This is a genomic window from Streptomyces odonnellii, from assembly GCF_000981895.1.
Taxonomy (GTDB): domain Bacteria; phylum Actinomycetota; class Actinomycetes; order Streptomycetales; family Streptomycetaceae; genus Streptomyces; species Streptomyces odonnellii.
Window position 1 is genome coordinate 16,498 of record NZ_LATD01000229.1, and the last position, 12,514, is coordinate 29,011.

Sequence of the window (12,514 nt, forward strand, 5' to 3'; positions counted from 1 at the left end):
CGACCAGATGAGCAGCAACACCCCTTCCCGGCGCAGAGTCCTGGGCGGTATGGCCGCCACGGCCGCGACCGTCGTGGGCTGGAACGCGGCCACGCAGACCTGGGCCACCGCCGCTGAGGCCGGCCGCCACGGTGGCGGGCACGGTGGCGGCTGGTGGGGCGATGTGGCGCCCGTACCGCCGCTGGACGGCTCGCTGAAGACCTCGGCCGCCGACCTTGTGCAGTTCAGCAAGGACTTCGGTGCCCTGGTGTCGAACATCACCCCGTGGGCCGTCCTGGTGCCGGGCTCGGTCAACGACATCGTCAAGATGGTCAACTACGCCCGGGCCAACAACCTGAAGATCGCCGCGAACGGGCGCAGCGGCACCGGTGACGACCTGGAATCGCACTCCAACTACGGTCAGGCGGCGGTCCCGGGCGGTATCTCGATCGACTCCCGCGGCCTGGGCAGGGTCATCAGCGTCGGCACGAACTCCGCCGTGGTCGAGGCGGGTGTCACCTGGGCGCAGCTCACCGACGCGGCCGCGGCCAAGGGCAAGATGCCCCCGGCCATGCCCGACTACATGCACCTGTCGATCGGCGGCACGATCAGCGTCGGCGGCATCGGCGGTACGGTCGGCAAGTACGGTCTGGCGGTCGACACCATCGAGTCGATCGACATCGTCACGGGCGCCGGGCAGTTGCTCACCGCCTCCCCCAGTGTCCGCTCCGACCTGTTCAACGCCGCGCTGGCCGGCGGCGGCCAGGTGGGCATCATCGTCCGCGTCACGGTGAAGATCGTCCCCGCCAAGGAGCGGATCGTCGTCTTCAACCTGGTCTACAACGACGTCGCGACGTACCTCGCCGACGCCGAGAAGGTCATGGCGGAGGGCAAGTTCGAGGTCCAGGCCGGTGAACTCGCGCGGAAGCCCGACGACTCGGGCTGGCGTTACCGGATGGAGCTGGGCGCCACCTACACCGGCACCGCCCCGGCCCGGGACCCGCTGATCGCGGGGCTGCGGGACGTGCGTTCCGAGGCCACCGTCGACGACATGTCCTTCCGGGACTACATCTTCCGGTTCGACGCGTACGTCGAGGACTACAAGGCGGGCGGCTACTGGGAGCAGCCCAAGCCCTGGCTGAGCCTGTTCCTGCCGGCCTCCAAGGTCAAGCAGTTCCTGCAGATCGCCGAGGCCGACCTGACGGCGAACGACCTGGGTGTCGGCTTCGTGCTGACGTACCCGTACCGCACCTCGAAGCTCAGGCGTCCGATGGCGGTCCAGCCGAACGACTCGATCGGCTACCTCTTCGACCTGCTGCGCTTCCCGCACCCGGGTGAGCCGAACATCGCCGGCATGCTGGAGCAGAACCGCCGGCTGTACGACAAGGCCGTCGCCCTGGGCGCCAAGCGCTACCTTGTCGGCGCCATCCCGCGGATGACCACCGCGGACTGGAAGAAGCACTTCGGCAGCCGCTACGCGGACCTGTACAACGCCAAGCGGCGTTACGACCCGGCCGGCATCCTCACCCCCGGTCAGGGCTTCTTCGGCTGATCCGGTGTGCCGGGCAGGCCCGACGGCCGGCCCGGCGCAGCGGTTACGGAAGCGGGGCCTGGGCCTGTCGTCACCCTGCCGACAGGCCCAAAGCCCCGCTCCTTCTGATCCCATCCGCCGTCCCACACAGGGAGACTGGCATGAACGGCTACGACATCATCGACGAGGCGGTGGTCGACGCCCCCGCGGACGTCGTCTGGGAAGCGCTCGTCGCCGAGTTCCGCGGTGCCGCCCGCTGGTGGGTCCCGGCCAACACCTTCGAGACGGTCTCCGGCGCGCCCGACGAGGTGGGCGGCCGGGTCGCCGTGACCGTCCACACGAAGGGCGTCGGCAACGGGGGCCCCAAGCTCCGCTTCACCGCCCGTACGCAGTCCGTCCTTCCGGGCCGCAGGATGACCGTCGAGTATGTCGACGGGGTCTTCCGCGGTCCGGCCGACTTCATTCTCGAGCCGCTGGAGGAGGGCCGCCGCACCCGTATCACCATGCACTTCCGGGGCCGTCCGCACGGCAAGCTGAAGCTGCTGGCGAAGGTCGCCGACATCGGCGCCGAACACTCCAAGGCGACTCAGGCCGCCTTCGCGGCGCTCAACGGGCAGCTCGCCTCCGCTCCGGTGGGAGGCGCGCGATGAGCCCCGCCACGACGGCGGCCGACCAGCACGCCCGTACCGACGAGACGACCGTGCGGACCGACGACGGCGCCGCGCTCGCGGTCTCCGTCCTCGCGCCGCTGAACGCCGGTCCCGGCAGCGGTACGACGGTGGTGCTGTCCCACGGCTGGGCGGCGGCCCGCCGGGTCTGGGGCACGGTCACCGACCGGCTGATCCGCTCCGGCCACCGCGTGGTGGTGTACGACCAGCGCGGGCACGGCGCGTCGAGCCTGGGCAAGGAGCCCATCGCCATCCGGCGGTTCGGCGCGGACCTGGCGGCGGTGCTGGGCGAGACGGGCTCGCGGGACGCGGTGCTGGTCGGGCACTCGGGCGGCGGTTTCGCCGCGATGGCGTACGCCACGGCCGATCCGGCCGCCGCGCGCCGGCTGCGCGGTCTGGTGCTGCTGGGCACGGCCGCGCACGACCAGGAGACGCCCGACAGCGAGGTGCGGATGATGGGCAACGCGCTGTTCTCGCGCGCCCTGCGGCGCCCGGCGCTCGGCCGCCGGCTGCTGGCGCAGACGATGGGCAAGGGCGTCGACCCGTACCTCCTGGAAGTCAACCGGCAGATGTTCGCGGCGATTTCGCCGCAGGTGCGCTCCGACTGCTTCGCCTCGTCGCGCGGGATGGACATGCGCGCGGAGCTGGCGGCGGTGGAGGTGCCGGCGGTGGTGCTCGCGGGCGAGAACGACCGGGTCGTGAAGCCGGAGCTGGGCAGCGCGGTGGCGAAGGCGCTGCCGGACGCCCGGTTCGAACGGCTCCCCGGAGCCGGCCACATGCTCCCGCTGGAGCGGCCGGACGAGATCGTACGGGCGGTCGCGGGGCTGGTCGCCCGGCCGCGCCCCTAGGGCCACGGACCGTGATCGAGGAGATTCTGCCGCCGGGCGTCAGATCGTCGGAAGCGTTCGACGATCTGGCGCCCGCTCCGCTGTTTCCGGAGGAGGCCGCGCTGATGGCGGGGCACCGGGAGCGGCGGCGCGCGCAGTTCGCCACGGCGCGCGCCTGCGCGCGGCGGTCCCTCGCGGGTCTCGGCCTGGCGCCCGCTCCCCTGCTGCCGGGCGCCGGCGGCGCCCCTCGCTGGCCCGCGGGGGTGGTGGGCAGCATCACCCACTGCGAGGGCTACCGGGCCGCTGTGGCCGCCAGGACGGCCGAGGTGACGGCGCTGGGGATCGACGCGGAGCCGGCGGAGCCGCTGCCGCGGGGCGTCCTCGGTCTGGTCGCCTCGGAGGACGAACGGGCGGCACTGGAGCGGCTGTCGGCGGAGCACCCGGGGGTGTGCTGGGACCGGCTGCTGTTCTCGGCCAAGGAGGCGGTCTACAAGGCCTGGTACCCGGCGGCGCGGCGCTGGCTGGGCTTCGCGGACGCGGACGTACGGTTCAGCCCCCACGGCACCTTCACGGCCCGCCTGCACCCCGCGGAACCCCCGCCGGGAGCCCCCACGGGCTTCGAGGGCCGCTGGCTGGTACGGAACGGGCTGCTGCTGACGGCGGTGGCGACACCGGGCAAGGGCGCGTGAGCCCGAAGGGCACCGGCCGCGCTGACGGTGGTGGCGACGCTCCGCACGGCCGTCCGGCGAGTGAGCCGAAGGGCGCCGGCCGCCGTCGAAAGGGAGGCTGTGCTCGATATGCGGCTCCGCCGCGCGGGCGCAGGGTAGCGAGGTACGAGCGGACCGAGCACGGTCGACCGTCGACGGGGGCTTGAGGTGCCCGGAGGCGAACCGAGCCCAAAAAAAGGGGGCGCGAGCACGGTCGACCGTCGACAGGGGCTTGAGGCGCCCGGAAGCGAACCGAGCCCAAAAAAAGGGGGGCGGGCCCGGAGGCGAACCGAGCCCTCACACCCCCCAAAAAAAATCAGCGGTCCAGGACGACGGTCTGGGTCGGGGCGCTCAGATGGTGCGCCGTGTGGATCCGGCCGCCCCTGCGGTACTCCTGACGGTATTCCTGGGGGCTCACGCCGCGTACCCGCTTGAACGCGGCGCTCAGGGCGAACGCGTTGCTGTAGCCGACCCGGCGCGCCACCGTCGCCACCGTCGCGTCGGGCTCCCGCAGCAGATCCGCGGCGAGGGTGAGCCGCCAGCCCGTCAGATACGCCATCGGCGGCTCGCCGACGAGCGTGGTGAAGTGCCGGGCGAGACCGGCGCGGGAGACCCCCACGGTGTCCGCGAGCGACGCCACCGTCCAGGCCTTGCCGGGCTGTTCGTGCAGCAGCCGCAGCGCGGGGCCGACCACCGGATCGCTCTGGGCGCGGTACCAGGCGGGAGCGCCCGACTCGGGCACCGCCAGCCAGGTGCGCAGCACGCTGACGAGGAGCAGGTCCAGCAGCCGGTCCAGGACCAGCTCCTGGCCGATCTCGTCCTTGCTGATCTCCTCGGCGAGGATGTGGACGAGCGGGTTGTCGCCCGCCTCGGCGGGCCGTATCAGCAGCACGGGCAGAGCGGCCAGCAGCCGTCGGCCGATCTCGCTGGGCGCCTGGTAGGTGCCGCTCAGCATGACCGAGGAGCCGGCCCTGCTGTCGTCGCCCCAGGTGCGGACGCCGAGCGCCATCGTCTCGGTGACGTCCTCGCCGTCGGTGGTGTTGCAGCGCTGCTCGGGCCCGACGACGATCTGGACGTCCGTCTCCGGCCGGTCGGAGATGGTGTACGGGTCGGGGCCGCGGATCACCGCGACATCGCCTGGACACAGCCGTACGGGATGCGCCTTGTCGGGGAGCACCCAGGCGTCGCCGCGCACCATGGTGACCACGGAGATCGGCGCCCGGTCCTCGACCCGGAGGGACCACGGCGGGTTGAAGACCGACTTCAGCAGGAACGCGCCGCGGGCCTTCGGGCCTTCGAGCAGACCTGTCAGTGTGTCCATGCCATCACCTTAGACGACTCCGTATGAATGGTCACTGCTTTCACCGGATCCGTCTCAGGCCGTACGGGCAGCGGGCGCCGCGGAGAGGGGTGCGCCCGCCCTCCCCGCGGGGGAACGAGTGGGAGGACGGGCGCAGTTCGGGGCGGGCCGGTGGCCCAGGGCGGAGTTCGGGGCGGCGGTCAGGGCCGCGGAGCCGCCGCCCGGTGGTGGAGGACAAGCGCGCGGCCGAGGGCGCCCAGCGCCGCCGCACAGGCCACCGTGCGCGCGATGTTGGCCGCGGTCCACGGCCGCTCGAAGCGGCCGCGTACGGCGCCGAAGTCGGGGCTCGCGGCGGGTGCTCCGGCGCGGGCCAGCATCCGGTTGAGGGGGATGTTGACGCACATCGTGACGGCGATGGAGACGCCGTAGAGGACGAAGGCGGTCCGGGTCCAGCGTGCGGCGTCCGAGTGCCCCAGACGGCGCTGGAGGGCGGCGGCGACCCCGGTGGCGAGGAAGACACCGACGAAGAGCAGTCCGAACAGGGCGCTGTTGTCGAGCACTTCGTTGATCCGCCGCATCACGGTGACATACGTACGGTCGTCGCGGCGGGCCAGGGCGGGCATGACGCCCACGTCGAAGCTGAGGTAGAGCCCCGCCATCAGCCCGGTACCGATGGTGGCGGCGGTGAGCACGGGGCCGGCGGCCGCGGGAAGGGTCTGCATCGGGCTTCCTCATCCGGTCGATCGGTGGAACTGGAACGGGTCTCGGGCGGGCTCGAACGGCGGGGCGGGGTGCGCCGGGCCGGACCGGTGGCCCGGAGCGGCGCACCCGGACCGGGCCGGCGCGGGGAGACCCCGGCCCGGTCAGTGGGGCCTGGTCACTCCGGCCAGGGTCCGCTCGTACCGCCTGCGGAGCACCGTATTGCCTATCACACGCACCGGCGGCGGGATGGTCGCCGCGACCTGCGCCACCGACCGCTTGTCCGCGCCGTCGAACATCCAGGGCTGGAGCTGGGTCATCACCTTGAACGGCGCGCTGGCGATCACCTTCCGCTCGACCGCGAGGTACTCGTCCGGCACGAGCCGGGCGAAGACCGGGAAGGACACGGCCTCCTCGTCGCGCAGATGGTCGCGCAGGACGGAGCTGAAGCGGGTGGCGGCCAGTTGGAGGGCCGGGAGGTCGCCGCCGGGCCTGAGCGCGGCCGTGACGGCCTCCATGGCCCGGTCGAGGAGCACATGGTCGTCACCGAGCTGGCGCGCCTGGGGGGCGAACTCCGGTGCCCGCCTGAGCAGTCCGGGCCACAGGACGTTGTCCTCGCTCCGGTGGTGCCAGTCGATGATGTCGCGGAGCTGCTGCCACCAGGCACCGGCGGCGCCGAGTCCGGCGTGGGTCAGCCGGGGCGCGGCGGCGAGCAGCCGCTGGGCGTCGCGGCGCATCGCGATGTGCATCAGCGCGAACCCGTGGAAGTGAGCGGGCAGGGAAGCGAGTCCGAACTCGCTGGACATGGGGGTGCTCATGGCCGCCTCCTGGTGGCTGACACGTCATCGCTGCTGGATCACTCCCCCGGGAGGCGGGCCGTACGCATGCGGTACGGCCCGCCCGCCGGGGTACGGGTCAGACGTTCCAGACGCCGGTGGCGGCGGCGTCCCTGGCGAACTCGGAGAAGTCGCGGGGCTTGCGGCCCAGGACCTCCTCCACGCCGTGCACCAGGTGGGCGTTGCGGCCGTCGAGGGTCAGGGCGAACAGCTCGACGAAGTCCTCCGGAAGGTCGTTCTCCTTCAGGAAGGCACGGTACTCGTCGCTGGTGACCGAGATGTACTTGATCTCGCGGCCGGTGGCCTTGGTCAGCTCGTCGGCCACGTCCTGGTAGCTGAGCAGTCGGGGGCCGGACAGCTCGTAGGTCTTGCCGATGTGCTTGGGGTCGGTCAGCGCGGCGACGACCACGTCCGCGATGTCGTCGGCGTCCACGAAGGGCTCGACGGCGTGACCGGTCGGCAGCGCCAGCTCGCCGGCGAGGACGGGCTCCAGGAAGAAGCTCTCGTTGAAGTTCTGGTTGAACCAGCTCGACCGGACGACGGTCCAGTCGGCGCCGGACTCCTTCAGCTTCTCCTCGCTGATCTGCGCGCCCTCCTCGCCACGGCCGGAGAGCAGCACCAGCCGGCGCGCGCCCTTGGCGACGGCGATCTTGGAGAACTCGCCGACGCTCTCGGCGGCACCGGGGAAGGCGAGGTCGGGGTAGTAGGTGACATAGACGGCTCCGACGCCCTCCAGCGCACCTTCCCAGGTGGCCGGGTCCTCCCACACGAAGGGACGGTCGGCGTTGCGCGAACCGATGCGCACGGGAAGGCCCTTGGCGGCGAGCCGCTCGGCGACGCGCCGGCCGGTCTTGCCGGTGCCACCGATGACAAGCGTCGTCTTCGTCTCTGTCTGGGCGTTCTGCGTGGTCTGAGTCATGAGTACAGTCAAGTCCACTCCGCTGAGACGCAACATAGCTGTGAAGCTCAGTTCCATACGCGTCCGTCTACACCCCGACCGTGGAGCCCCCGGGAGGGATCATGAACTGCCCATACCGCCACAGACATTGATCGCCTGGGCGGTGATGGAGGCGGCGCTCTCCGTGGTGAGGTAGCCGACCAGTCCGGCGACCTCCTCGGGCGTGGAGTAGCGGCCGAGGGGGATCTTCGACTCGAACTGCTCCTGGACGAAGTCCTCGGTGGTGTTCCACGCCGCCGCGTACCCCTGGCGCACCTGCTCGGCCATGGGGGTCTCCACATAGCCGGGGCAGACCGCGTTCACGGTGACGCCGACCGGTGCCAACTCCTTGCCCAGCGCCCTGGTGAAGCCGACGACACCGTGCTTGGAGGCCGAGTACGGGGCGCCCATCAGGACACCCTGCTTCCCGGCGGTGGAGGCGATGTTGATGATGCGGCCGTGTCCCGCCTCCACCAGACCGCCGTTCAGCAGGACCTCACGCGTCAGCAGGAACACCCCGTTGAGGTTGGTGTCGATGACGTCGTACCAGAGTTCGTCGGCGATCTCGGCAGTGGGCCCTCCGCCGCCCCGGCCGGCGTTGTTCACCAGGATGTTGACCGGGCCGAACTGGTCGACCACCGCGGCCACCAGGGCCGCGACCGAGGCCCGGTCCCGCACATCGGCCACCGTGCCCTCGGCCTCGTACCCCTCGGCGCGCAGATCCTCGACGGTCTGCTTGACCTCCTGGCCGGTCCGCGCGCAGATGAACACGCGGTGGCCGCGCCCGCCGAGTTCGCGGGCGACCCCCAGACCGATTCCGCGGGTGGCTCCCGTGATCAGAGCCACCGGGTTGCTGGGCGCCTTCATCGGATTTCCCCGGCACTCCGCGGGCCCCGAACCTGAATCTCCACGGTTTCCCTCCGTACCTCGTCGAATCCCCGTCGAACCAGAACTCTTCGACAGCAAGTACGGTAGTCGCGCCCAGGCTTTAGTTCTTTAATTCTTGAGTACCTGTCTAGCACGGCTCCAACATCCGCAAACGGAATGTCATTTCCACCGTTCCGAATGGTCATGGCGGAGTGTCGTGCCGGGACGGAGAACGGTGTGCGGGAACAATTCCGCGGGAACGCCGGGAAACAACGGGAACGCCGGAAAACAAAGGGAATAGAATCCCCGACGGTACGGGGACAGCCGCGCCCGTTCGGTCAGCTCACCCGGACAAGGGGCTCGCGGGGATTCTCCACCGGTGCCGCGGACTCCGGCCCGGCCATCAGGATCGAGCGCTGGAGTCTGCGCAGCCCGGCGGACGGCTCAAGGCCCAGTTCCCGTACGAGAGTTCCGCGCAGCCGGTGGTAGACGTTCAGCGCCTCACCGCGGCGTCCCGAGCGGTGCAGCGCGAGCATGAACTGCCCGTGCAGATTCTCGTGGGTGCGGTAGCGGCTGGCGAGGACGGTGAGTTCGGCGAGCAGTTCGCGGTGGCGGCCGAGCCGGAGGTCGGCCTCGATGCGCTGGTCGAGCGCGCACAGCCGGCTTTCTTCCAGCCGTTTGATCTCCATGTCGAGCTGGGCGCCGCCGTGCACATCGGCGAAGGCGGGTCCGCTCCACAGCGCGAGTGCCTCACGGAGCTGGCGGGCCGCGCCGGAGTAGTCGCCCGCGTCCATCGCCCGGTAGCCGAGTCCGGCGAGCCGGTCGAATTCGCGGACGTCGCTGGTGCCGCCGCCGCTGTCGAGGCGGTATCCGCCCGGCAGGGTCTCCAGCACCTCCTTGGCGGTCCGCGCGGGGCCCTCCTGGGTGCCGTGCTTGAGCGCTGCCGCGATCAGGGACCGCAGTTGCAGCACATAGGTCTGGAGGGTGGTCCTGGCGCTGCGCGGGGGCTCCCCCGCCCACAGCTCCTCGATCAGCGCGGCCACCGGCACGACCTGGTCGGCGTGGAGCGACAGTAAGGCGAGCACCTGCCGGGGCTTCGGCGCCGTCGGAGTGATCGATCTTCCGTTCTCCCGCACAGCCAATGCGCCCAGTACGTCGATGTCCACGCGTCTCCCCAATCCCTGCAGGTGAAGTCAGTACCGTTCGAGGCCGCTCACGGGGTGCGATTGCTGCGCATGGATTCAAAAACAGGACAGACGGTTTGTCAATACCAAACCGTACAGACTGTTTTTTGTTAACGCTCCGTACATCGGGGTCACTCGCCGGTCACCGAACGGGTGGAATGCGGGCACGACACGGGCAGCGTACTCCCGTCAAACGGGTTCCCCGACAGCCACCTCCCTGCCATCGTCCGTACGGCAGGACCCGCAGGTCACCAGGGTGTCCAGATGCTGTCCCGCAGCCATCGCGGGTAGCATCAGCTCCCAGAACCGGGTTAGCGTACGTCGCGAGATCCAGTCCCGGTCCTCTCTGGCACCAAGCACCTCGAAACCGACCGTCGCCGCCATCAGCGCACTCGCCACATCGTCGGGTGCCAGCCCGTGGGCCAGCCCGCCGTCGGACGCCGCCAGTTCGAGTTCGCTCTCGACCCAGTGGCGCCACTGGCGCCGCAGATTGATCCCGTCGCGGCGGGAGATGTCGCCGCTGAGTTCGAACCCGGCGCGCACCACGACATCGTCGTCCAGGCTGCGCATCAGGCAGTGCGTGGCGTCGACCAGTAACTGGACCCCCACCGCGCCCGTGGCCCGGCAACGCTCGGTGATCAGCCGCACCTCCTGCGCCGCCTCCTCCTCCACCGCCCTGGCCAGGGCTTCCTTGCTGGCGAAGTGGAAATGCAGCGCGCCGTTGCTCACTCCGGCCCGGCGGCTGATCATGGTGAGCGACGCCGGCATGAAGCCCTCACCCGCGAACACCTCCGCCGCAGCCCGGATCAACGATCGTCTTGTACGGGCGGCGCGCTCCTGCTTGACCATCAACGGCTCCAGATTGTCGGGATGACCGGAAGCGATAAGCGGTGTGCGCTGCGACATTAACAAACCGTCGACGCGGTTTGTATAAGCTTTGCGCCACTCCTGATGTCCGGAACCGCTCCCGCACCCCAGTGGCTCAAGAGGCGCTCAAGACCTCCTGGAGACCGCCTGGAGACCGGCTTGATCCGATGAACTCCGATGAACTTCGGACGGGCCTCGCCCGTGCGCCGCGCGGGCCCACCGCAGGGCCGGCCGCCCGCCGGCGGCGGACCGTTCGGTCACGGCCCGTCATCACTCAGCGTCGTCCCCGGCCCCCTCCGCGGCGGCGAGCCTGCGGGCCTCGACCCGGGCCCCGCGGTCGTACGCCACATCGAGCCCGAGCAGCAGGCGCGGCATCACCATGCTGGGCAGCAGGTGCTCCCACATCACCGACACCCGCCGCTCCACGTCCCGGCGGTCGGCCACGACCCGCGAGTAGACATGGATTCCGGTCCAGGCGCCCACCACCAGTTCGGCCGTCTCGCGCGGTTTGACGTACGGCAGCAGTTCGCCCCGCTCCTTGGCCTCGACGAGCAGTTCCTCGCTCAGGCACGACCACACCGGGAAGGGGCTGACGTCGGAGAAGTCGACCGACCCCTGCTCCACCGCCAGCCGGGTGCCGGCCCTGAGGATCATGTCGTGCAGGGAGCGGTGGGCGACGACCATGGTGACGTCGATCAGCTCCTGGACCTTGGAGTCCGTCGGCGCCGGCACCAGGTCCCTGATCTGGTCCGTCAGTACTCCCCGGGCCAGATCCTCCTTGGACGGGAAGTGGAAGTAGAGTGCGCCCTTGGTGACTTCGGACCGCGCCAGGATCTCGGAGATGGTGGCGGCGTCATAGCCGTACTGGTCGAAGACCGAGGCCGCGGCCTCCAGAATGGCGGCGCGCGTTTTGATAGCACGCTGTTGCTGCGCCATGCGGGTGGCTCCCGTCGTGCAGTTCCAGGGGTCCTCGTGACGCCCTGAGGTGGCTCCCCCGCCGTTCGCGGTCAAGCCTACCGACTAAACCGGGTGGTCTGTATATTCCCCGGCTCGTGGGAGCACTCGGCGCTCCCAACCAGCATCCGTGCCCCACGGGGAGACTCCATGTCCGAAATGACGGTCCGGGTGGTCCGGACAAACGGTACGCCCCGCACCGAGAGACCGGCGGGCCAGGGCGGAATCAGCGCCCCCGCCCCGCTGGCCCCGCGGCTCACCACCACCGTGCCCAGGGAGTTCGTGCACCGCGCCGCGGTGGCGGAGGTCCTGCTCACCGGCTGGCACCGGGTCGACGAGGCGCACTTCACGGTGACGGGGCAGTGGCCGCGGCTGCACTGCTTCTTCGCACCGATCGACGGCCTGCACGATCCGCTGCTGGCGGCAGAAACAGTCCGACAGGTCGGTTCTCTGCTGGCGCATGCCGAGTTCGGCACCCCGCTGGGACATCAGTTCCTGATGAGCGATCTCTCCTTCACCGTCGAGCCCGGACAGCTCGCGGTCGGCGGTGTGCCCGCCGCGCTCGAACTCGATGTCGTCTGTCCGCAGATCCGCAGACGCGGCGGTGAACTCGCGGCGCTGCGCTACGAGGCGGTCGTCCGCCGCGACGGGCTGACCGTCGCCACCGGAGGCGCCTCGTTCGTCTGCGCCGCACCAGCCGTTTACCGCAGGCTGCGCGGCGAGCGCGCCTCCCGCTCCGACATACGGCAGCCGTCCCTCGCCACGCCCGTGGCGCCGTGGAGCGTCGGCCGCACCAGCCCGTACGACGTGGTCCTCTCCCCGGGCGGGGACGAGCCGGGCTGGCTGCTGCGCGTGGACACCGGGCATCCCGTGCTCTTCGACCACCCGGTCGACCACATCCCGGGCATGGTCCTGCTGGAAGCCGCCCGGCAGGCGGCCACCTCGGTGCTGCGGGGCGGCGGCGGTCTCGTACTGACCGGCTGCACCGCCGAGTTCCCGCGCTTCGCCGAGCTGGACCTGCCGTGCCGGATCCAGGCGCGGGTGCTGCCGCGGCGGCTCGCCGGTGAGTCCGCGGTCCTGGTGACCGCGCATCAGGAGGGCAAGCAGGTCTTCAGCGGTGTGGTCACCGCCGCCCAGTCCCCCGACCAGTCCCCCACC

General features: G+C 70.8%; 13 protein-coding genes. 5 read left to right on the forward strand and 8 right to left on the reverse strand.

All coding sequences use genetic code 11. The features are described from left to right. Positions 1-7 precede the first annotated feature (7 nt). The 4 genes from WH07_RS21410 (at position 8) to WH07_RS21425 (ending at position 3,694) form a co-directional block, all read left to right on the forward strand. A complete protein-coding gene (locus WH07_RS21410) occupies positions 8-1,531 on the forward strand; it encodes an FAD-binding protein (RefSeq protein ID WP_046502433.1) in 1,524 nt (507 codons plus the stop codon). 140 nt (positions 1,532-1,671) lie between these two features. Further along, a complete protein-coding gene (locus WH07_RS21415; RefSeq protein ID WP_232788998.1) occupies positions 1,672-2,160 on the forward strand; it encodes an SRPBCC family protein in 489 nt (162 codons plus the stop codon). Next, on the forward strand, positions 2,157-3,026 hold the full coding sequence (locus tag WH07_RS21420) for an alpha/beta fold hydrolase (protein ID WP_046502435.1): 870 nt from the start codon (positions 2,157-2,159) through the stop codon (positions 3,024-3,026). The genes WH07_RS21415 and WH07_RS21420 overlap by 4 nt, the downstream gene beginning before the upstream one ends. Positions 3,027-3,037: 11 nt before the next feature. Beyond that, the gene (locus tag WH07_RS21425) at positions 3,038-3,694 is read left to right on the forward strand and encodes a 4'-phosphopantetheinyl transferase family protein (RefSeq protein ID WP_046502438.1); all 657 of its coding nucleotides are present in this window, start codon (positions 3,038-3,040) and stop codon (positions 3,692-3,694) included. A gap of 334 nt (positions 3,695-4,028) precedes the next feature. On the opposite strand, the gene WH07_RS21430 is transcribed toward WH07_RS21425, so the two are convergent. From WH07_RS21430 to WH07_RS21465, 8 genes are all read right to left on the reverse strand, one after another. Beyond that, positions 4,029-5,033 carry an AraC family transcriptional regulator gene (locus WH07_RS21430; RefSeq protein ID WP_046502440.1) on the reverse strand — a complete coding sequence of 335 codons (1,005 nt, stop codon included), beginning with the start codon at positions 5,031-5,033 and terminating at the stop codon, positions 4,029-4,031. A 179-nt stretch (positions 5,034-5,212) separates the two neighbouring features. Continuing rightward, positions 5,213-5,734, reverse strand: a complete 522-nt coding sequence (locus tag WH07_RS21435) for an anthrone oxygenase family protein (RefSeq protein ID WP_046502442.1) — start codon at positions 5,732-5,734, stop codon at positions 5,213-5,215. A gap of 141 nt (positions 5,735-5,875) precedes the next feature. Beyond that, positions 5,876-6,529 (reverse strand): hemerythrin domain-containing protein, encoded by a 654-nt coding sequence (locus tag WH07_RS21440; protein ID WP_046502445.1) that lies wholly within the window; start codon positions 6,527-6,529, stop codon positions 5,876-5,878. 97 nt (positions 6,530-6,626) lie between these two features. After that, complete coding sequence (locus tag WH07_RS21445; RefSeq protein WP_046502469.1) at positions 6,627-7,466, reverse strand: NmrA family NAD(P)-binding protein; 840 nt, start codon at positions 7,464-7,466, stop codon at positions 6,627-6,629. A gap of 99 nt (positions 7,467-7,565) precedes the next feature. Further along, positions 7,566-8,351: a 3-oxoacyl-ACP reductase FabG gene (gene fabG, locus WH07_RS21450; RefSeq protein WP_046502447.1), complete on the reverse strand. Its 786-nt coding sequence runs from the start codon at positions 8,349-8,351 to the stop codon at positions 7,566-7,568. A 338-nt stretch (positions 8,352-8,689) separates the two neighbouring features. Beyond that, on the reverse strand, positions 8,690-9,517 hold the full coding sequence (locus WH07_RS21455) for an AfsR/SARP family transcriptional regulator (protein ID WP_046502450.1): 828 nt from the start codon (positions 9,515-9,517) through the stop codon (positions 8,690-8,692). Between the two features lie 207 nt (positions 9,518-9,724). Continuing rightward, positions 9,725-10,441, reverse strand: coding sequence for a ScbR family autoregulator-binding transcription factor (locus WH07_RS21460; protein WP_232788999.1), 717 nt, complete (start codon positions 10,439-10,441; stop codon positions 9,725-9,727). Between the two features lie 231 nt (positions 10,442-10,672). Next, positions 10,673-11,338 carry a ScbR family autoregulator-binding transcription factor gene (locus WH07_RS21465; protein WP_046502453.1) on the reverse strand — a complete coding sequence of 222 codons (666 nt, stop codon included), beginning with the start codon at positions 11,336-11,338 and terminating at the stop codon, positions 10,673-10,675. A 168-nt stretch (positions 11,339-11,506) separates the two neighbouring features. Between WH07_RS21465 and WH07_RS21470 the strand changes: the two genes are divergently transcribed. After that, a partial coding sequence (locus tag WH07_RS21470) for a ScbA/BarX family gamma-butyrolactone biosynthesis protein (protein WP_232789000.1) occupies positions 11,507-12,514 on the forward strand: 1,008 nt, incomplete at its 3' end.